The 20921-nt window shown below is 58.2% G+C and carries 20 protein-coding genes; 12 read left to right on the top strand and 8 right to left on the bottom strand.

Annotated elements, in window-relative coordinates; genetic code table 11:
- Nucleotides 1-15: 15 nt before the first annotated feature.
- Entirely contained in the window at nt 16-1854 is a 1839-nt protein-coding gene (locus AAEZ10_RS03495; RefSeq protein WP_350567699.1) for a long-chain-acyl-CoA synthetase, read from the bottom strand.
- A gap of 385 nt (nt 1855-2239) precedes the next feature.
- Here AAEZ10_RS03495 and AAEZ10_RS03490 point away from each other — a divergent pair, with 385 nt between their 5' ends.
- Nucleotides 2240-2518: a DUF3509 domain-containing protein gene (locus AAEZ10_RS03490; protein ID WP_016773780.1), complete on the top strand. Its 279-nt coding sequence runs from the start codon at nt 2240-2242 to the stop codon at nt 2516-2518.
- A 180-nt stretch (nt 2519-2698) separates the two neighbouring features.
- On the opposite strand, the gene mtnC is transcribed toward AAEZ10_RS03490, so the two are convergent.
- The 5 genes from mtnC to aroC all read right to left on the bottom strand — a co-directional run bounded on the left by mtnC (nt 2699) and on the right by aroC (nt 6919).
- Complete coding sequence (gene mtnC, locus AAEZ10_RS03485) at nt 2699-3382, bottom strand: acireductone synthase (RefSeq protein WP_110645134.1); 684 nt, start codon at nt 3380-3382, stop codon at nt 2699-2701.
- A gap of 4 nt (nt 3383-3386) precedes the next feature.
- Nucleotides 3387-3932 (bottom strand): 1,2-dihydroxy-3-keto-5-methylthiopentene dioxygenase, encoded by a 546-nt coding sequence (locus tag AAEZ10_RS03480; protein ID WP_038861971.1) that lies wholly within the window; start codon nt 3930-3932, stop codon nt 3387-3389.
- A 92-nt stretch (nt 3933-4024) separates the two neighbouring features.
- Nucleotides 4025-4651, bottom strand: coding sequence for a methylthioribulose 1-phosphate dehydratase (locus AAEZ10_RS03475; RefSeq protein ID WP_273527758.1), 627 nt, complete (start codon nt 4649-4651; stop codon nt 4025-4027).
- Nucleotides 4648-5793: an MFS transporter gene (locus tag AAEZ10_RS03470; RefSeq protein ID WP_073472596.1), complete on the bottom strand. Its 1146-nt coding sequence runs from the start codon at nt 5791-5793 to the stop codon at nt 4648-4650. The genes AAEZ10_RS03475 and AAEZ10_RS03470 overlap by 4 nt, the downstream gene beginning before the upstream one ends.
- Nucleotides 5794-5827: 34 nt before the next feature.
- Nucleotides 5828-6919 (bottom strand): chorismate synthase, encoded by a 1092-nt coding sequence (aroC, locus tag AAEZ10_RS03465; RefSeq protein WP_024012223.1) that lies wholly within the window; start codon nt 6917-6919, stop codon nt 5828-5830.
- 130 nt (nt 6920-7049) lie between these two features.
- Here aroC and AAEZ10_RS03460 point away from each other — a divergent pair, with 130 nt between their 5' ends.
- Complete coding sequence (locus AAEZ10_RS03460) at nt 7050-8003, top strand: alpha/beta hydrolase (protein WP_073473552.1); 954 nt, start codon at nt 7050-7052, stop codon at nt 8001-8003.
- Between the two features lie 99 nt (nt 8004-8102).
- A complete protein-coding gene (locus tag AAEZ10_RS03455; RefSeq protein ID WP_350567693.1) occupies nt 8103-8894 on the top strand; it encodes a hypothetical protein in 792 nt (263 codons plus the stop codon).
- 138 nt (nt 8895-9032) lie between these two features.
- Here the strand turns inward: AAEZ10_RS03455 and prmB are convergent, their stop codons facing one another.
- Nucleotides 9033-9941, bottom strand: a complete 909-nt coding sequence (gene prmB, locus AAEZ10_RS03450) for a 50S ribosomal protein L3 N(5)-glutamine methyltransferase (protein ID WP_122602857.1) — start codon at nt 9939-9941, stop codon at nt 9033-9035.
- A gap of 239 nt (nt 9942-10180) precedes the next feature.
- On the opposite strand from prmB, the gene AAEZ10_RS03445 reads away from it, so the two are divergent.
- From AAEZ10_RS03445 to AAEZ10_RS03425, 5 genes are all read left to right on the top strand, one after another.
- Nucleotides 10181-10771, top strand: a complete 591-nt coding sequence (locus tag AAEZ10_RS03445; RefSeq protein ID WP_016773772.1) for a cysteine hydrolase family protein — start codon at nt 10181-10183, stop codon at nt 10769-10771.
- A 131-nt stretch (nt 10772-10902) separates the two neighbouring features.
- On the top strand, nt 10903-11223 hold the full coding sequence (locus AAEZ10_RS03440) for a hypothetical protein (RefSeq protein ID WP_016773771.1): 321 nt from the start codon (nt 10903-10905) through the stop codon (nt 11221-11223).
- Nucleotides 11224-11297: 74 nt separating this feature from the next.
- The gene (locus AAEZ10_RS03435) at nt 11298-11855 is read left to right on the top strand and encodes a Smr/MutS family protein (protein WP_016773770.1); all 558 of its coding nucleotides are present in this window, start codon (nt 11298-11300) and stop codon (nt 11853-11855) included.
- Nucleotides 11856-11932: 77 nt separating this feature from the next.
- Nucleotides 11933-12478: a GTP cyclohydrolase I FolE gene (gene folE / locus AAEZ10_RS03430; RefSeq protein WP_016773769.1), complete on the top strand. Its 546-nt coding sequence runs from the start codon at nt 11933-11935 to the stop codon at nt 12476-12478.
- A 103-nt stretch (nt 12479-12581) separates the two neighbouring features.
- Complete coding sequence (locus AAEZ10_RS03425; protein ID WP_122747071.1) at nt 12582-12953, top strand: glutathione S-transferase N-terminal domain-containing protein; 372 nt, start codon at nt 12582-12584, stop codon at nt 12951-12953.
- 136 nt (nt 12954-13089) lie between these two features.
- Here the strand turns inward: AAEZ10_RS03425 and AAEZ10_RS03420 are convergent, their stop codons facing one another.
- A complete protein-coding gene (locus tag AAEZ10_RS03420) occupies nt 13090-14256 on the bottom strand; it encodes an aminotransferase-like domain-containing protein (protein ID WP_110645132.1) in 1167 nt (388 codons plus the stop codon).
- An 81-nt stretch (nt 14257-14337) separates the two neighbouring features.
- Between AAEZ10_RS03420 and AAEZ10_RS03415 the strand changes: the two genes are divergently transcribed.
- The 4 genes from AAEZ10_RS03415 to AAEZ10_RS03400 all read left to right on the top strand — a co-directional run bounded on the left by AAEZ10_RS03415 (nt 14338) and on the right by AAEZ10_RS03400 (nt 20862).
- A complete protein-coding gene (locus AAEZ10_RS03415; protein WP_282384509.1) occupies nt 14338-14784 on the top strand; it encodes a MarR family winged helix-turn-helix transcriptional regulator in 447 nt (148 codons plus the stop codon).
- A 292-nt stretch (nt 14785-15076) separates the two neighbouring features.
- Complete coding sequence (locus AAEZ10_RS03410) at nt 15077-16426, top strand: NCS2 family permease (RefSeq protein ID WP_024012217.1); 1350 nt, start codon at nt 15077-15079, stop codon at nt 16424-16426.
- An 85-nt stretch (nt 16427-16511) separates the two neighbouring features.
- Nucleotides 16512-17141, top strand: a complete 630-nt coding sequence (locus tag AAEZ10_RS03405; protein ID WP_016773765.1) for a LysE family translocator — start codon at nt 16512-16514, stop codon at nt 17139-17141.
- 196 nt (nt 17142-17337) lie between these two features.
- Nucleotides 17338-20862 (top strand): calcium-binding protein, encoded by a 3525-nt coding sequence (locus AAEZ10_RS03400; RefSeq protein ID WP_350567684.1) that lies wholly within the window; start codon nt 17338-17340, stop codon nt 20860-20862.
- The last annotated feature ends 59 nt before the right edge of the window (nt 20863-20921 follow it).

The raw sequence follows: 20921 nt of genomic DNA, 5'->3' as shown, positions 1-20921 counted from the left end.
TCCCGATAGCCACACTCAATATCGATGTTTGCCCTGTTGAATTTCAGCGAGGATTTGCTCACTGACATGCACATAGGTTTCGCTGCCCGGCAGCCAGGCGAAGATCGGGTCATCGCCGGTGAGCCCGGGGTCAAAGCCTTCCGTTTTCAGGCGAGTTTTCTGGTATTTGAAGGTCCCGGTGGTTTCCATTTTCACTTTCACCCGCAAGAACAACGGCACGGCATAAGCCGGCATACGTTGCCGGACGAAACTCAGCAGTTCAGCGAAATCCAGCGTGGCCAAGGATTCGGCGGGAGTAATTGCAGCCATCCCCGCACGCCCATTGGTGTTGGGGATCTCCACACCGTAGGCCACGGCTTCAGCGATCAGCGGATGTTGCAGCAACAAATTCTCGACTTCGGTGGTCGACACGTTTTCACCCTTCCAGCGATAGGTATCGCCGAGGCGATCAACAAATTGCGCATGGCCGAAACCGATATTGCGCAGCAGGTCGCCGGTGTTGAAAAAGCGATCGCCCTTGTTGAACACATCGTGGAGGACGACGCGGGCGGTTTTCTGCGGGTCGGTGTAACCGTCCAGCGGTGCCTTGTCGTCGATCCGCGCCAGCAGCAGGCCCTGCTCGCCCTTGCCGACCTTGCGCATGAAACCATCATCGCCGCGCAATGGCTCGCCACTGTCATGGTCGTAAGCGACCAGTTCCCACGCCATCAGCGAAAACCCGACAGTGTTGTCGAAATTGAGGATGTTGGTGAAACCGATGTTGCCGTCGCTCGCCGCGTACAGCTCACAAATGTGCTCGACGGCAAAACGCGTCTTGAACTCGGCCCAGGCACCAGGACGCAAACCATTGCCGATCATCTTGCGCACGTCGTGCCGGCTGTCATCGGCGCTGAGCGGTTGCTCGACCAGGTAGCGACACAGCTCACCGACATAGCCGATGGTGGTTGCGCGATAGCGGCGCACATCATTCCAGAACTGGCTGGCGCTGAACTTGCGGCGGATGGCGAAACCCGAGGCGCCATTGATCGCCGATCCCCAGCACACGCACAGACCCGTGGCGTGATACAGCGGCAAGGTGCAGTAGACGACGTCATCCGGGCGCATATCGAGGGCGATCATGCCGAAGCTCGCCGAACTGCGCATCCAGCGTCCATGCTTGAAAACACCGGCCTTAGGCAGGCCGGTGGTGCCGGAGGTGTAGATGTAGAAACACGGATCGTCGAAGAAAATCTGCGCGCTGCTCGGCGGGTTATCGCTACTGGCGTCAGCACTGGCGCTGATCAGATTGACGTAACCCTCAGGCGCGATGCCCGGATGGCTGTAGGTGTCCTGATCGGCGACGAACCAGGTGCGCGGCGCTGCGATCGCAACCTGATCACGCACGCCGGCATAGGCAGCGGTCAGTTCTTCGCCAACCACAATAGCCACCGGCGCGACCAGATTGATGCTGTGAACAAGCGTGTCGCGCATCAACGAGGTATTGAGCAGCGCACTCACCGCGCCGAGCTTGGCCAGCGCCAGGATTGTCACCAGTAATTCCGCACGGTTCTCGATGAACACCGCGACCACATCGCCCTTGCCGATGCCTTGCTCGCTCAGGTAATGCGCAATGCGATTGGCCCACTGATTGACCTGCGTGTAGGTCAACGCCACGTCGCCCTGCAACAACGCCACACCATCGGGATTGCGCAGCGTCGCCTGCTCGAACGTCCAGCCCAGACCACACGTTTGGGTCGGATCCGTGACATTGGCCACTTTCATGCCTTTGACCACGCGGGGGATGGCCTTGGCGATCATCGGCAGTTTGCGGAGCATCATGCCCCAGGTAATCGTGTCGCTTGGTGCGTGACGCATGAAAGCTCCCCGTTCGATCTTGACGTGCAGACCGCTGTTCTTGTTATCGGGTAATGACTGCGACCGACGCGTTTACGCTGTGGGTCGAGAAGGAAAGTACGTCAGTGCTCGCGGGGCTGTACACGCGGTTTTTGCAATGATTTGTATCCCGTCGCGCCTCCGGGGAAGAGCGGATTCTGGTACGGACGTTTGGTTCCGTTGTACAAGGAAAAATCACGCAAAATGCAGGATGCACGATGGCCATTCATGCAGATTGCACGACGCCTGCAAAATGCAATGCCTTCAACTTATTGATTTTAAAAGGATTTTATTCGCACCAATACTGGCACAAACGCTGCAACTACCTCCGCATGCTTGCCATTCAAGTACATACGGAGCTGATGACATGAGCCTGATTCAAGAAAAATTTACATCGCTGTTCTCCAACTACGAAGTCAGCACTGCCCCACGTCCTGACGGTGGCATCCTGCTCACTCTGCGTAGCAGCGACGGCAAAGTCTTCAAACGCGCCCTCTCGTATCAGCAACTGCATGCCGGTGACCAACTGTCGTGGGCGATCAGCGCGATCCGCCGCGACCTGGCCGAACAAGCCAGCGAGCTGCCGCAAATTGCAATGCTGCAGAGCCAGCAGCGTTTTGCTCTGCCAACCTATCACTCGCTGTAATTTTTAAAGCGCTATAAACAAAACAGGCCGTGGAGCTTTCGCTTCACGGCCTGTTTTTTTGTGTTGATGCAGAACCCTGTGGGAGCGAGCTTGCTCGCGAAAGCGGTGTGTCAGGGCTAAATTTTTATCTGATATTGCGCCTTCGCGAGCAAGCTCGCTCCCACATTTGATTCGTGTGGATCAGAAAGCTTCGGGTTCAATTCCGGTGAAGATGTCGACGGTAATGTGGCTTCCCAGCTCCCCCCCTTCACGCGCCAGGCCGCAGGTTTTCAGGCCAGCCGACTGCGCAGCATCGAGCTCTTCGACGATGTCCGAGAGAAACAGGATCTCCCCCGCATCTACCCCAATTGCCTGCTGAATATGGCGATAAGACTGCGCCTCACGCTTCGGCCCCGACGTCGTGTCGAAATAGCCGTTGAACAGCGGCGTCAGATCGCCCGCCTCCGAGCAGCCGAAAATCAGTTTCTGCGCCTGGATTGAACCGGACGAATAAACAAACAGTTGATAACCCGCCGCATGCCAACGTTGCAGCGCTTCAACGGCATCCGGATAAACATGCCCTTTCAGCTGCCCTGCCTGATAGCCCTGCGCCCAGACCATGCCCTGCAATGCCTTGAGCGGCGTGGCTTTGCGGTCTTCGGCGATCCAGCTCAAGAGGATTTCAACAACCCGTTCAACGTCAGCCAGCGGCTCATTGCTGTCTCGGCGCACGGCGTCGAGCTGTTCGGCGACATCAGCACGCGAAGCGTTCTGCCGCACAAAGTCGGGCAAATGTTTGGCGGCGTAGGGAAACAGCACGTCGAAGACGAAACTCACCGCGCTGGTGGTGCCTTCAATGTCGGTGAGGATGGCTTTGATCGACACGGTTTCAGTCCTCCAGACGCGGGAAGCGACCGGCGATGTCTTCGCCGGTGAAATTGGCAACCCAGCCTTCCGGGTTGTTGAACAGACGGATCGCCACAAAGTGCGGATGTTCGCCCATGTCGAACCAGTGCTTGGTGCCGGCCGGAACCGAGATCAGGTCGTTCTTCTCACAGAGAACGGCATAGACGTAATCGTCGATGTGCAGGGTAAACAAGCCACGACCGGCAACGAAAAATCGCACTTCGTCTTCGCCATGGCGGTGCTCTTCGAGGAACTTGGCGCGCAGTTCGGCTTTTTGCGGATGGTCGCTGTTGAGGCTGATCACGTCGACGGTGATGTAGCCGCGCTCGGTCATCAGCTTGTCGATCTGCTCTTTATAAGCGCTGATGACCTCTTCCTGACTGGCGCCGGGCTGGATCTTCGCGGCGGCCTGCCAGCGGTCGAAACGCACGCCCTGCTCGGCCAGCGTCGAGGCGATGTCTTCGAAATGGGTCAGCACCTTGTTGGGAATCTCAGGGCTGGAAACGTGATAAACGGACAGGCTGCTCATGGGCAATTCCTCGGTAGCGGCGGCGCCGTCCGGCTCTTGCAGACCGGTCGGGCGCCGCATGGCATCAGGCAAACAGGCTGTTTCAGATGAACTCAGCCTTGGCGGTTCATGACGCTGCGGGTTTTCAACTCGCATTCAAACAGGAATTCAAAAGCCTCGATCTGCCGCAGCGCGTCGCTCATCTGCGCGCCCCAGGTGTAGAGACCATGGCCGCGAATCAGATAACCGACGCAATCGGGATGGGCGTCGAGCCAAGGCTGCACCTTGGCGGCGAGGCGTGCAATGTCCTGATCGTTGTCGAAAATCGGCACACGCACCCGCGATTCGTGAGTCGAGATGCCGCTGAAGGCTTTCTGCAATTCGTAGTCTTCGAATTCGATGAAGTCCTCCGGAGTCAGGCGCGACAGCACCGTGGCGTTCACCGAATGGGTGTGCAGCACCGCACCGATCTGCGCACGCCAGTTGTAGAGCTGGGTGTGCAACAAGGTTTCGGCGGAGGGTTTCTTGCCCGGCTCCAGACTATTGCCGGCCAGATCGGTAGCGAGCACGTCATCCACACCCAACTGGCCCTTGTGCTTGCCCGATACGGTCAACAGCGCTTCGCTCGGCGACAGGCGCGTCGAATAGTTGCTGCTGGTGGCTGGCGACCAGCCACGGCCATATAGAAAACGCCCGGCGTCAACGATCTGCTGGGCGAGCTGTTCACGGCTAAGGCTCATGGCCTGTCCTCTTGCATACATGTGGCAATGATAACGGCAGCGGCAAGCGCTGCGAGACTGGCAATACTAAAGGTCAATGTCGCGCCAAGGGCATTCCAGCTGTAACCGGAATACAGCGCACCGAGCGCCCCGCCGGTGCCGGCCAGTGCCGCATACAGCGCCTGGCCCTGGCCTTGCTGGCGGGCGCCGAAACTACGTTGCACGAAAGCGATGGCAGCCGCATGAAAGCTGCCGAAAGTCGCTGCGTGCAGCACTTGGGCGAACAACAGCACCCAGAGAAACTCCGCAAACGAACCGAGCAGCACCCAGCGCAACGCCGCCAGCAGGAAACTCGCCAGCAGCACCCGGCGCAGGGAAAAGCGCGCCAGAATGCGGCTCATGGCCATGAACATCAGCACTTCCGCCACCACACCCACGGCCCAGAGCATGCCGATGACGCCACGGCTGTAACCGAGGCGTTCAAGGTGCAGGGTCAGAAAGGTGTAATACGGCCCATGGCTGACCTGCATCAGCGCGACGCAGGCATAAAACGCCAACACGCCGGGATGGCGCAATTGCTTGAGAAAGCCCTCACCCGCCGGCCGATTGCCTTGCGCCGGCTGCGCATTCGGCACCCACAAACTGCTGAGGACGATGCCAGCCATGATCAGCACCAGCGCCGCCGGATAAATGTCCAGACTGAGCCATTCGAACAGCCGCCCCAGCACCACCACGGTGATGATGAAACCGATCGAGCCCCACAGGCGAATCTGGCTGTAGCGCGACGTTTGCCCCTGCAGATGCGCGAGAGTGATGACTTCAAACTGCGGCAGCACCGCATGCCAGAAGAACGCATGCAAGGCCATGACCATCGCCAGCCAGGCGTAGGTCTGACTGACGAAGATCAGCGAAAAGGTCAGCAACGTGCACACCGCACCAAAGCGCACGATGGCCAGACGCCTGCCGGTGTAATCGCCGAGCCAGCCCCAGATGTTCGGCGCCACACAGCGCATCAGCATCGGAATCGCCACCAGCTCGCCGATGCGCGCGGCGCTGAAGCCGAGGTGATCGAAGTACAGCGCCAGAAACGGCGCTGTCGAACCGAGCAAGGCGAAATAGAACAGATAGAAACTGGACAGCCGCCAGTAAGGAAGCGCCGCCACGCCGGTTATGCCGCGACGGCTTTGAGCGCAGCCATCAGAGCTGGCCCAGCACCGGCGTGCTCACGCGCACATCGGCGTTCTGCCCACGGTGGCGCAGCAGGTGATCCATCAGCACGATGGCCATCATCGCTTCGGCGATCGGCGTCGCGCGGATACCGACGCAAGGGTCGTGACGACCCTTGGTGATCACGTCGACCGGGTTGCCATTCACGTCGATCGAACGCCCCGGGGTGGTGATGCTCGAGGTCGGTTTCAATGCCAGATGCGCAACGATTGGCTGGCCGGACGAGATGCCACCGAGGATGCCGCCGGCGTTGTTGCTGAGGAAACCCTCCGGCGTCAGTTCATCGCGGTGTTCGGTTCCGCGCTGGGCGACGCAGGCGAAACCGGCGCCGATCTCCACGCCTTTGACCGCGTTGATGCTCATCAGCGCGTGGGCCAGTTCGGCATCGAGGCGATCGAAAATCGGCTCGCCAAGACCCGGCATCACGCCTTCGGCGACCACGGTGATCTTCGCCCCGACCGAGTCCTGATCGCGGCGCAACTGGTCCATGTAGGCTTCCAGCTCCGGGACCTTGTCCGGGTCAGGGCTGAAAAAGGCGTTTTCTTCGACCGAATCCCAGGTCTTGAACGGAATTTCGATCGGGCCGAGCTGGCTCATGTAACCGCGAATGACGATGCCCTGACTGGCCAGATACTTCTTGGCGATCGCACCGGCCGCTACGCGCATGGCGGTTTCCCGCGCCGAACTGCGGCCACCGCCGCGATAATCGCGCTCGCCGTATTTATGGTGATAGGTGTAGTCGGCGTGGGCCGGGCGGAACAGGTCCTTGATCGCCGAGTAGTCCTTGGACTTCTGGTCGGTGTTGCGAATCAGCAGGCCGATCGAGCAACCGGTGGTGCGGCCCTCGAACACGCCGGAGAGGATTTCGACTTCATCGGCTTCCTGGCGCTGGGTCGTGTGGCGGCTGGTGCCAGGCTTGCGGCGATCGAGGTCGCGCTGCAGATCTTCCAGGGAAATCTCCAGACCCGGCGGGCAGCCGTCGACAATGGCGACCAACGCCGGACCATGGCTTTCGCCAGCGGTGGTGACAGTGAACAACTTGCCGTAGGTATTGCCGGACATGCAGGACGCTCCGTGAAATCAAACCCGAATTCTTGATGCGCGCCAGTATACGCAGGCTAACCGAGTAGTTCATCCTCGAACCTTAGTGGTGCTGGCGAGTCCAACCGGCACCTTGACCAATGATGGCGTGATGATGCTGCGAGTTCTGATCTTGAGTCTTACCCTCTTTACCGGCTTTGCCCAAGCGACAGTCCTACAGCGCCCGGTCACTCTGGACACCGGCAGCGGCGAACTTTTCGGTTCGCTGTTGCTGCCCAAGTCCGACAGCCCGGTGCCGATTGTTCTGATGATTTCTGGCTCGGGTCCTACAGATCGCGACGGAAACAACCCCGACGGCGGGCGCAATGACAGCCTCAAGCGCTTGGCCTGGGTGCTGGCCAAACACAACATCGCCAGCGTGCGCTATGACAAGCGCGGCGTCGCCGCGAGCCTGGCGGCCGCTCCTGATGAACGTGATTTGTCTGTAGAAGGCTACGCGGCGGACGCCGTGGCGTGGGGGCAGAAGCTCAAGGCCGATCCGCGTTTCGGCAAACTGATTCTGCTCGGCCACAGCGAAGGCGCGCTGATTGCCAGCCTCGCCGCGCCGAAACTGGACTCAGCGGCGGTGATCTCGCTGTCCGGCAGCGCGCGCCCGGTCGATCAGGTAATCCGCGAACAGTTGGCGCGCAGCCTGCCGCCGCCACTGATGCTGCGCAGCAACGAACTGCTCGACAGCCTCAAGGCCGGCCACACCGATGACAACGTGCCGCAACCGTTGCAGGTGATCTTTCGCCCGAGCGTGCAGCCGTACCTGATTTCGCTGTTCCGTCAGGACCCGGCGCAAGCCTTTGCCCAGCTGAAAATGCCGGCACTGATCGTTCAGGGCAGCAACGACATTCAGGTCGGCACCGAAGACGCGAAGCTGCTCAAGGCGGCGAAACCGGACGCGCAACTGACGGTGATCGAAGGCATGAATCATGTGCTGCGCATCGTCCATAACGATATGAAGCGGCAATTGGCCTCCTACAAAGACCCGAATTTGCCCCTGGCCGCCGAACTCGGCGCTGCCGTCATCGAATTTATTGACGGAATTCGTGCAAGTTAACTGCGTTTTACCCTCCAGCCTCACAGAAAACGGCCGATAAGCCTTTGTCGCCAGCGCAACGTCTGGCGGCAAGCAGGGCTTGGACAGGATCTCGCCGTTATGACTGAAACCCAGACTTCACCCGACACCAGCGCTGAAAAAGACGCACCGCCAGCGGTCGAACTGCCGTGGGCGGATGTTCAGGCCGAGCACCACAAGATGCTCCGCCTGGCGCCGCTGCAGACCGACCGCAACACCGGTGGCCGGCCGTTGCGCTTTGTCGAATTCGGTTACGCCGAGCGCAACAGCAAAGAGCGCAGCCTGATGCGCATGGCGATCAAGCTGCCCAACCAGCGTGTGCGCAAAGAACAAAATCATCTTGATGTGTGGGTCGACCACGCGAGCAAACGTGTGAGTTTCGGTCCCGACAGTGGCTTGCAGGTCGAACCGCTGAATCGCGGCATTGGTCGTTTCATGGCCGCGCAAGGCATCAATTGGGCGAAAAAGCGCTGGCCCGGCTACACCGTCGAAGGCATGGACCTGAACAACAAGGACGCGCTAAACGAAGACACTCGCTTGCGTCGCGACCATTTCCTGCGCGTGCACGGTTTCGATGTGGTTTACGCCGACGCCCAGCATTTGAAAGGCAGCATCAAGGCGGTTCAGGTCGGTGATCTACTGGGTGACTGGAACAGCGAAAAAATGCAGATCGTCGAGATTCTTGAAGCCGCGCAGATGCTGCAGCAGGCCGAACAGAATCTCGCTGAGCAGGAAGTGAAACTGAAGAAGCAGGAAGAGAAAGTCAGCAAGTTCAAGCGTGAAGACGCCGGGTTGCGCTTCACCATTACGTGTCTGGTGGCGTTTGCGGTGTTTCAGGCGGGGTTGTTGATCTGGATTGCTACGCACCGGTAGATCAAAAGATCGCAGCCTCCGGCAGCTCCTACACTGGAATGATGGACATCCTGCAGGAGCTGCCGAAGGCTGCGATCCGATCGTTCCCATGCTCTGCGTGGGAATGCAGCCCGGGACGCTCTGCGTCCCTAAAAGAGGTCAGACGCGAGCTGCGAAAAGTGCCTGATGCGCGCGGCACTGCTCGGCTGTCAGCATGAACACGCCATGCCCGCCGCGCTGGAACTCCAGCCAGGCGAAATCGACTTCCGGGTACAACGCCTCGACGTGCACCTGGCTGTTGCCCACCTCGACAATCAGTAAACCTTTCTCGGTCAGGTGATCCGCCGCTTCGGCGAGCATGCGCCGGACCAGATTCAGACCATCATCACCGCAGGCCAGGCCCAGTTCCGGCTCGTGCTGATATTCGTCCGGCATGTCGGCGAAATCTTCCGCGTCGACGTAGGGCGGGTTCGACACGATCAGATCGAAACGCTGACCCGGCAAACCATCGAAGCCATCACCCTGCACGGTGTAGACGCGCTCATCGACGCCATGGCGTTCGATGTTCTGGTTGGCTACTTCCAGCGCCTCGAACGACAGGTCCGCGAGCACTACCTCGGCATTCTGAAACTCGTAAGCACAGGCAATACCGATGCAACCGGAACCCGTGCACAGGTCGAGAATTCGTGCCGGTTCGTTGCCGATCCATGGCGCAAAGCGGTTTTCGATCAGCTCACCGATCGGCGAACGCGGGATCAGCACGCGCTGGTCGACGATGAACGACATGCCGCAGAACCACGCTTCACCGAGCAGGTAGGCGGTGGGAACGCGATCTTCGATGCGGCGCTTGAGCAAGCGCTGCAGATTGACCAGTTCGTCATCTTCGAGCGCGCAATCAAGATAGCTGTCGGCGATTTCCCAAGGCAGGTGCAAAGCGCCCAGCACCAACTGGCGAGCCTCGTCCCAGGCGTTGTCGGTGCCATGACCGAAAAACAGATCCTCCCCATGGAAGCGGCTGACGGCCCAACGGATGTGGTCGCGCAGGGTACGAAGTCGGGAAGTGATCACGGCGTAGAACTCCAGAAAAAACGACTGGCGATTCTAGCAGCCAAAACGCCCGACGACGACGCAGGAAAAACCGCGCTGCAACGGTAGGAGATTTCTTTTTTTTGCATCAGGCATTGAACGGAACGTGTAACTTGACAAGGCTGCAGGCCAAGAACGACGGCGCCTACGATGGTAGCGATTCACAGAACCGCTCAGCCAGAGGACAATGTCGCAAAAGCCCCACCCCGAGGAGCCCCAGAATGTCCGTTCCAAAAACGATGTTTCAACTCAGCGGTCGCGGTTACGCAGCGGCCACCCTGAGCCATGCCACCGTGGTCATCATCGATGCCCAGAAGGAATACCTCAGTGGCCCGCTGGCCCTGAGCGGCATGGACGCGGCCGTCGCGAACATCAAACAAGTGGTTGCCGCAGCCCGTGCCGCCGGTCGGCCGATCGTGCACGTGCGTCATCTCGGCACCGTTGGTGGCCTGTTCGACCCGCAGGGCGAACGTGGCGAATTCATCCCCGGTCTCGAACCGCAAGGCGATGAAACCATTATCGGCAAACTGCTGCCGAGCGCATTCCATGGCACCGAACTGCTCGAGCGCCTGCAAAACCTCGGCTCTCTGGACCTGATCGTCTGCGGTTTCATGAGTCACTCCAGCGTCAGCACCACCGTGCGCGCGGCGAAGAATCTCGGTTTCCGCTGCACGCTGGTCGAAGACGCCTGCGCGACACGCGATCTGCCGTTCAAGGGCGGCGTGCTCAGCGCCGAACGCGTGCAGGAAGCGGAAATGGCGATCATGGCTGACAACTTCGCCACGCTGGCCAAGACTCAGGACCTGATCTGATCCTGCCCTTGTGAGCGGTGCATTGGCGCCGCTCATCCGCTATATCCGCTGATTTGCCGCAAATGCCATAGCCTCAGGAACAACCCGGTCAACTCCCGGTCGAAGGGCCGATACCATTGAGGAAGGTCGGAATGAAGTTATCCGATGGATTTGACGCACGCCGTTTGCGGCCCAAAGGCCAAAGCAACTGGCGTTTTCGATTTGGCGCGGCGATCTCGGCCATTCTGGCGACGTTCGGCGTGCTGCTGGCGATGGCTGGTGCAGCCAGCCTGCTCGGCCGTCCGCCGGCGCTGGGTGACCTGAACGCATCACCGCTGGGCTCGGCAATCATGCTTGCCGTCGGCTTGCTGTTTCTGTATTTCGGCGTTGCCCTGTGGCGCCGCTGCCGCCGTCGCGCACGGCAATCGCGGGAACTGAACATGTCCCCGCATCTGATGAAAAAACACGACTGACCCAACGGCCTGGCTTTTTGCCGGGCCGTTTTCTGTCGACTTGGGTAAACTGGCCGCCCTTCGCGGAGGCTGACATGCAAGACGACGATTTTTCTCTGTTCAAAAGTGCCATCCAGGGCGTCAAGCCGATCAAGCACGACCGCGCCGACACCGGCAAACCCAAGGCTGACCGCGCGCAGATCGCCAAGCTGCGTCAGTCCGCCACCGTGCGCAGCGACACCACCATCATTGACGGCTTGTCCGACCAGTTCGTGATCGACGTCGGCCCGGAAGACGAGCTGATGTGGTCCCGCGATGGCGTGCAGGAAAGCCAGATGCGCAAGCTCAAGGTCGGGCAGATCCCGTTCGAAGGCAGCCTCGACCTGCACGGCATGAGCGTGGAAAAGGCTCGGGAAACACTTTGGGCCTTTCTCGCCGAAGCGACCAAATTCGAAATCCGCTGCGTGCGCGTGACGCACGGCAAGGCTGTGCGCCTGGATGGCAAGCGCCCGATGATCAAAAGCCACGTCAACACCTGGCTGCGCCAGCATGCGCAAGTGCTCGGTTTCTGCTCCTGCCAGGCCCGCCACGGCGGCGCCGGCGCGGTTTATGTGATGCTGAAACGGACGATGATGGAAGGCCGCGACGAATAAAGCCGTCACACCGAACTTGCAGGGTTGTGTCCGCCACCGTACCCTTGCCCTTTGCGAAAATCCCCACAGGTAGTTTCATGTCCCTGGAACAGAATTACACCGCGATTCTCGGCCAATTGGGCGAGGACGTGTCCCGCGAGGGCCTGCTCGACACGCCAAAGCGTGCCGCCAAAGCCATGCAGTACCTCTGCCGCGGTTATGCACAGACGCTCGAAGAGGTCACCAACGGTGCCCTGTTCAGCTCCGACAACAGCGAGATGGTGCTGGTCAAGGACATCGAGCTGTATTCGTTGTGCGAACACCACCTGCTGCCGTTCATCGGCAAGGCGCATGTCGCCTACATCCCGAGCGGCAAAGTGCTGGGCCTGTCGAAGGTTGCGCGGATCGTCGATATGTACGCGCGCCGCCTGCAGATTCAGGAAAACCTCAGCCGCCAGATCGCCGACGCGGTAATGCAAGTCACCGGCGCGCTGGGCGTGGCCGTGGTGATCGAAGCCAAGCACATGTGCATGATGATGCGCGGCGTCGAAAAGCAGAATTCGTCGATGATCACTTCGGTGATGCTCGGTGAATTCCGTGAAAACGCGGCAACCCGTAGCGAATTCCTCAGCCTCATCAAGTAATTCGCAACAGAAAAGAACCGGCATTGATCGCCGGTTTTTTTTCGCCTGTGAAAAATCGGGTAAGCTGCGCGCCTTTCTTCATTTGCACCGTGAGGCTTTCAACGTGTTCGTCAAAGCGCTTCGTGTCGGCCTCGGCCAACTGGTTATCTTCATCGACTTCATTACCCGCCCGGGCAAGAAAAAGCGCCCCGCTACTGCTCAGGCGCAAGTCGACGCTGCCGCGAAAGATCTGACGCTGTATCAGTTTCACGCCTGCCCGTTCTGCGTGAAAACCCGCCGCGCCCTGCATCGCCTGAATGTACCGGTGGCGCTGAAAGACGCGAAGAACAACGAGCAGGATCGCCAGACCCTGCTGGAACAGGGTGGCCGAATCAAAGTGCCTTGCCTGCGTATTGAAGAGAACGGGCAAACCACCTGGATGTATGAATCCAAGGTGATTATCGATTATCTGGATAAGCGGTTTGCGGCGGTCTGATGTTAATGGGTTGGAGCGCTAGCCGCCTTCGCGAGCAGGCTCGCTCCCACCCTTGAAACGCATCCCGTCCTGTGGGAGCGAGCCTGCTCGCGATGAGGCCACACTGACAACGCCGGCCCTTGAGCCGGCGTTTTTGCTAGGCCGCCCTTTCCATCTGCGCCCGCCGCACCACCGCCGCCAACCGCTTCAGCCCTTCATCCAGCCGCGACGGATCGATGTGACTGAAATTCAAGCGCAAATGCCCATGATGCTTGTCCGGCTCAGGAAAGAACGGCTCACCGGGCATGAATGCCACATCATTGGCCAACGCCTCATTGAGCAATGACCGGGTGTCCAGCGGTTGCTTCAACGTCAGCCAAAAAAACAGCCCGCCCTGGGGCATGTTCCACTCAGCCAGATCGGCAAAATGCTCTTCCAGCGCCAACTGAAACGCATCGCGCCGCTGCCGATAGAAATCCCGCAGCTCGCTCAAATGCTGTTGATACTTCTGCGAGCCGATCCATTGCAGCGCCTGCCATTGGCCGATGCGATTGGTGTGCAGATCCGCCGATTGCTTGAGTTTGAGCAGGTGCGGGAACAGATCCGGACTGGCGATCAAGTAACCGACACGCAAACCCGGGAGCAAGGTTTTCGACACGGTGCCGGTGTAGATCCAGCTGGCTTTTCTCAGACGCGCCGCAATCGGCTTCGCGCTGCCACCATCGAAAGTCAGTTCGCGGTATGGCTCATCTTCAATCAGCGTGACGCCAAATTCATCGAGCAATGCCGCGACTGCGGCGCGCTTGGCCTCGCTGTAGCGCACGGCGGAAGGATTCTGAAACGTCGGGATCAGGTAGATAAACGCCGGACGGTGTTGTTCCAGACGTTTGCGCAGTTGCGCCAGGTTGGGTCCGTCGGCTTCCTGCGGCACGGTCAGGCAATCGGCGCCAAACAGTTGGAAGATTTGCAGCGCGGCCAGATAAGTCGGCGCCTCCAACAGAATCTCCGTGCCCTTGTCGATGTACAGCTTGGCCGCTAGATCCAGGGTTTGCTGCGAGCCGCTGACCACCAGCACCTGACTCGCCTCGCATTCAAGGCCCAGCGCCCTCGCCTCTGCCGCCAGCGCCTCGCGCAAGGCCGGCTCGCCTTCGCTCATGCCGTACTGCCCCAGCGACAGCGGCATCTCGTCCCACTCCACCTTCGGCAACATCGTCTCAGCGGGCAAACCGCCGGCAAACGACATCACCTCTGGACGCTGGGCGGCGGCGAGAATTTCTCGGATCAAAGAACTTTTCAGGCGCGAGACACGTTCGGAAAAAGCCATGGGGATCACCGTAGCGAGGCAGGTAAAAAATGAGTCAAACTGGTTGACTGAAACTACGACAGCTTGAGCGAGTACGTCAACATGCTTGACCTTAAAAACCCCGCAACTCAGCAACAGGCCATGGAAGCGTTCTTCTTCGGCTATCAGGCGTTCACGGCCAAGGCGGATGAAATGCTCGAGCGCCGCGGACTCTCGCGGGTGCATCAGCGCATCGTGTTTTTCATCGCGCGCTATCCGAACCTGAGTGTGAAAGAGTTGCTGGCCCTGCTGGGCGTAAGCAAACAAGCGTTGAACATGCCCCTGCGCCAGTTGCAGGAAATGCATCTGGTCGACAGCGTCGCTTCACAGACGGACAAGCGTAAGCGCCTGCTTGAGCTGACGGCGGAAGGCGCGAAGTTCGAGCAGGCGTTGCGCCGTGAGCAGGTGAAATTGCTTGAGCGGGTGTTTGCCGAGGCGGGGGAAGCGGCGGTGAATGGGTGGTTGGCGGTGAATCTGGCGCTTGGGGGCAGTCAGACGCATCTTGATTGACAGGACCGCCCTCTTCGCGAGCAGTCTCGCTCCCACATGGGAACGCTTTACAAAGGTGAGAGCGAGCCTGCTCGCGAAGCCATCCTGGATGGGCATATATCCCTATCAGCAAAAAAATCGGCGACAAAAACCAAAACAATATTTGCTTTATTTGTACACAAAAGCATAATCCACTGCGTGCGAGTTCCTGACTACACGGTCAACAAATTCGCGTATGCCTCAAAGGGCCGCTGCCACCCCTCATGGGGTCCGGCCCTGGAAATAACAATAAAACTCTTGAGGAGTACTCGCTGTGGAAAGCCGCAAATCCGAAGCACCGCCGCTCGAGCTCACGCCGCCATTACGCAATGGCCTGCTGGAGCGTCTGTTCAAACTCAGCTTGCATGGCACCACGGTGAAGACCGAGCTGATTGCCGGTCTGACAACCTTCATCACCATGGCTTACATCATTTTCGTCAACCCGAACATCATGGCCGATGCCGGGATCGATCACGGCGCAGCCTTCGTCGCCACCTGTATCGCTGCCGCATTGGGCTGCCTGTTGATGGGGCTCTACGCCAACTGGCCGGTCGGCCTGGCGCCGGGCATGGGCCTCAATGCTTTCTTCACCTACACCGTGGTCGGCACCATGGGCTACAACTGGGAAACCGCCCTCGGCGCGGTGTTTGTCTCGGGCGTGCTGTTCATGTTCCTGACCTTTTCGCGGATTCGCGAGTGGCTGCTCAACAGTATTCCGGTCAGTTTACGTTTTGCGATGGGCGCCGGTGTTGGTCTGTTCCTGGGCCTGATCGGGCTGAAGACTGCCGGCATCGTCGTCGACAGCCCGGCCACCCTGATCAAACTTGGCTCGCTGCGCGAACCCGGCCCGTTGCTCGCCGCGATCTGCTTCCTGATGATCGCGATCCTCAGTTACCACCGCGTGTTCGGTGCGATTCTGATCAGCATCATCACCGTCACCCTCGCCGGTTGGGGCCTGGGTCTGGTCCACTACGAGGGCATCATGTCCGCGCCGCCGAGCCTGGCGCCGACCTGGATGGCAATGAACGTCGCCGGCGTGTTCAACGTCAGCATGATCAGCGTAGTACTGGCCTTCCTCTTCGTGCACATGTTCGACACCGCCGGCACGCTGATGGGCGTGGCCCAGCGCGCCAACCTTGTCGCCGCTGACGGTCGCATCGAGAACCTTTCCCGAGCCATGAAGGCAGATAGCGCCTCTAGCGTATTCGGCGCCGTGGTTGGCGTGCCCCCAGTGACAAGTTACGTGGAAAGCGCCGCCGGCGTAGCCGCTGGTGGTCGGACTGGTCTTACCGCCGTCACCGTGGGTGTGCTATTTATAGCGGCCATGTTTTTCGCACCGCTGGCTGGCATGATTCCCGCTTATGCCACAGCAGGTGCCCTGATTTACGTGGCGATGCTGATGATGGGCGGCATGGCCCACATCGAATGGGACGAGGCTACCGACGCCATTCCGGCGATTGTCACGGCGATCATGATGCCGCTGACCTTCTCCGTCGCCGACGGCATCGCGCTGGGCTTTATTACTTACGTCGCGTTGAAGGCCGGCACCGGCAAGTACAAGGAAATTTCCGTCAGCCTGTGGGTGCTCTGCGCGATCTTCATCGCCAAGTTCATCTTCCTGTAAGCGCTGCGCGGTTCAGGCTTCAAACCAGCCTCACCCTCACCGGTGGGGCTTTTGCACATCTCGATAACAACAAAGGAGCAAAACGATGAGTCTGGAAACCTGGCTGCTGTTCAGTGGCGCTGCACTGGTGGTGATCCTGATCCCGGGGCCACTGTCATTGCTGATGATCAGCAACAGTCTGAATTACGGTTTACGCAGGTCGTACCCCGCGTTCCTGGGTGGCGTGATCGCCTCGATCTGCCTGCTCAGCGCTTCGGCACTGGGGCTTGGCGCTCTGTTGCTGGCCTCGGAACAGTTGTTCAGCGCGCTGAAAATCATCGGTGCGCTGTACCTTTTTTATCTCGCCTGGCAGAGCTGGCAACAGTCGCGTCAGCCATCGACGGGTGCCGAAGTACCCGAAGCCGCACCGGTGCCGCGTTTTCGCACATTGTTCGGACGCGCTTTTGTACTGGGTGCGAGCAACCCTAAGGACATCCTGTTTTTCGCCGCGTTTCTTCCACAGTTCCTCCGCGCAGACCAACCGTTTCTGCCGCAGTTACTGATCATGATTGCGACCTGGGTAGTGCTCGATCTGTGCTGCAAACTGGCTTACGGTCTGGGTGCCAATGGTGCCGCACGTTATTTGCGCAGCGGCAAAGGCCAGAGTTGGTTCAATCGGGTGAGTGCCGGACTGTTTGGTGGTGCTGGCGCGGCGTCGTTGCTTGGCAGCCACTGACTGAAAAGCGCCACTATTGATTATCCTGCCGGAATGGATCTCGGGCAGGATCATGTTGTTCATGAATCAATTAAGTGTGAGCAACATCCAGTCCCTGATATGCAATAGATAGCAACAACCCTTCGATATACAGGTCTCGAAAGGCCAACGTAATATCCTTGGCCTTAACAACAATTGCCGGAACAAGGAAGTTCTAATGGCCACACTTATACGCGAAGCAATAGCACAAACCGACCCTGCAATACATGCGGACACCCAACCTGTTTCCGATACCGTCATAGTTATGGATTTGGGCTATGAATCCAACGAATACAAGCCTTCAACCATCGACCATGGCCAAACCAGTGGAAAATCGAGTCAGTTGCAAATGGTGGACGAAGTGTTCGGCCCTTTGGAGATTGGCGATATTTCGATTACTCGTACAGCGCTCGACGGACTAGGCGCAACAATTGACGGTCAGCCATTGAATGGCCAGAACAGCTTCTTTCGCCGCCCCAAACTTTCTTTTATCAATAGCCTGCAGTTCGACGCCAATAAAGTTGAACACTTTCTGAAAACTTCAACAGGCAGCGATGGCTACTTGTTACCCACGCTCCTGTTTGAAATGGCCAGCCAGCGCCCGCTTGGCGCCCCTCAGCTCTTGAGGGAAAACATTGCCAATGAAAAGGTAGCCGGCAATTACCGCGACAAACTGGTAAAACTTCTGAGCGCAGCACAGTCGCTTGATCTACAACACGTGCACGTCCCCAAACATCATCCCCGCTGGGCGGCATTGACCAAAAGCTACGCGACGCTGGGCTCCAGCCTGGGCATCCAGGGTTTCGGCATTTTCATGGGGATTCGTGGCGTAATCGATGCGATCAAAGCCGATAACCGTGCTGAAGTAGCGATAAACAGCGCGGGCATTGCGTCGGAGCTGGCCTCCATCGCGGCCGATGTCACGGTCAGTAAAATAGCCACACAGATGCTCACAGCCGGACAGAATGCTTACCGGGACTTCGCCCGAACACGCTTCGCCCTCAGACTGGGTCGATCGGGCGGTCTGGTCGGCGGCATGCTGACGCTGCCCTTCGACATCTTTACCGCCGTGAGATCCATGAACGCCGCTGAGAATGCCACCGGCAAAGAGGCTATGGATCATTACGTCAGCGCTGGCCTGAGCATTACCAGTGCAGCCATGACCGTCATTCTCGGCACTGCCGCGATGGCCGGTTTCTCGCTTGCCGGCCCCGTCGGGCTTGCAGCCGGCGCGATTCTCGCCATTGGCTCGCAGGTCTACGGTGCGGTACGTATCGTTGACGACATAGATGACTACATCGAATTAACCGTTGATGAGCGGTGGCGTAGCGGATGGTTTTCGTTCTGCATGATGGACGTCGACGAAAGCGTTCAAAACCGCTATATCAAGGCCAAAACACTACTTCAACACTCATTGCAGTTAAAAAAGACCGCGAGAACGCTACTCGATGGCCCCTTGAAAGAGAGCACCGAAGCCATCGTCAATGGCAAGTTTGATGTACGCCTGAAACCGACGCGGGTCTGGAAACGAAACTGGTGGACCAAACAGGATGCGTGGGAGTCGGTCAATGTCCCTGAAGTGGTAGGCACCGATGACATCATTGATGCAAGCGCAGGGGTTACAAAAGATACACCCGGCGCGGAACTGGGAGTTGCGGCAGAGGGCAAAAACATTCTGTGGTTTCTCAGCGAGGGTAATGACTCGATCAAAGGTGTAGAAAAAAAACCCAACACGTTCTATTACAAGTCAGGAAAAAAACAACTGTCGGGCGGTGAAGGCAATGACCAGTTCCTGTTTGAGAACGCAGCCGCTTTCCTCGAAAAGGACAGCCATGTTGCAGAATATTCAACGCTGAGCGGCGGCGCAGGAAATGACACACTGGTACTTGGCGGCAATTACTCCTCTCGTGATACGAACAGAACTGGCTATGACATAGATTTGCTGGCCGGAACATTGCAGATCATCACCAGCGATGTCGATGCCGAGAATAACAAGATATCCATCCTGCACAGTTTGCTGGACAGTATCGAAAATATTGAAACAGTCTATCGCGCAGCAAGCGTTGTAACCGGCACTGCGCAAAACAACGTCATCAAATCACGGGGCAGCGACATCATTGAAGCTGGCGCCGGAGACGATCAGATATTCCTCTCCCGCGAAAAAGCAAAAGCGTCGGGAGGCGCCGGTGCGGATCAATATTACATTGCGCATGTGGCTGGTCGTTTTTCCATTATCGATGATGGTGAACAGACCAGTTATATCGTCATGAATTGGCGCAAGGACCTGATTGAGTCCTGGGCTATCGAGGGCAATGACCTGGTCATCCGCTCAGGCTTCGAAACTCATGACAATCCCAAAAACGTATTGACCATTCATGACGTTTACAAGAAAAACGAAGGCACAAGAAAGCTGAGCAACAAAAATCTGATTTTCATAACCAGTGATGATTGCCATTTCAGACTTGACCTGCCTGAAACAATCCCGGATGGCCACACCGCCGATATACCGGAAATTTTCGTCAAACGTGGCAAACCGGTAACACCGATCATTATTTATGCGCCGGAATGCTGGATCCGACACCGCAAGGAAGCGAGCTATTACGTACCGAGAACCGGCAAGGCCAACACTTTCTACGCGGTTTTACGTCCGGATGTCATAACCCGGATATATCTGGACTTCACCAGTGATGAGCTGACAAAAGCCGAGGCGCATTTTTTCTCCGACAAACCCAAGTCATATCGACTGACTGTCGGCTGCCATCTCGTCTATCACTTCGGCGCGAAGACCATCAAGCTGAATTATTACTCGGCTGCGCGTAGCGAAGACGATCACGACAATATCATCAAGATCCTGCGAACCATGGCCGTGCGACCGTTCGGCCGTTATGTGTTGATTTTCAAGGACGGTGTCGTTGCAAACGCTGGTCTTACAGCGGAAACCGACATCCCGCCAGCCTTTACTGACTTCTCGGTCTCGAGGCATTGGGTAACCCAGATGAAAGTGCCACTCACGGGTCGTTCTCGACAGTGCTTTTATGCGCTGCCTGAGAAAGCGGGTTACTCGCTTGGCACTACGAGGAGTTGCGCAATGCCGATACCACTGGCCGTGCAAACCAGCATGGACGCCTATGAAGGAGTGGGTGCGAGTTATCTCATCCACGTACTGCCTGACATGACTATCAGACTCTCGACTCCTGGCGCGCTCGCCAATGCCAAAGAGCGGCTTCCCTACTCATCCACCTGGGAACTTGATGCAACGCAGCTCGGCGAGATCGATATAAAACTCGAAGAAAACCGGCTTTCCATCGGCACTACCACTTTTTATCTGCCTGTCTATGAAAGCGAGGATTTGATAGACCAGATCCGCGTTATTGCCACCGGTGGAGTTGTACATACGGTCGATCTGGTCTTTGACCGTGTCTATCTGGATGGTCTCGATGCACGTTTTTTCGAAGAGCCCGACGCCTCAAAAGCACTCCCGCAAGCTCTTGCCGCATTGGCCAATGACGAAGTCAAAGTCTGGAACATTATCTGCCTTAACGACCAGACCGCGCGCGTGGGCTACAACTTTGCCGCGCATGGCTGGGTATTGCGTGCCGACAAATCCCGCATCGAAAAGTCTGCTTTAAGGGTGGTGAATCGCTGCAACCACCAAACCAACATTTTCGGCCCCGTTTCTGTGATGAAAGTGCCTCCCGCGTAATTCGCCGGTCGTTCGTCAATAAACCCATTTTTTTCGAGCGTTGCTGTCTACGCGGCACT

The organism is Pseudomonas sp. H26/SER47-MNA-CIBAN-0231 (assembly GCF_040310465.1).
Taxonomy (GTDB): domain Bacteria; phylum Pseudomonadota; class Gammaproteobacteria; order Pseudomonadales; family Pseudomonadaceae; genus Aquipseudomonas; species Aquipseudomonas atacamensis.
Note: the sequence above shows the minus strand (reverse complement) of the source record. Positions and strands in the feature narration are given on the sequence as shown.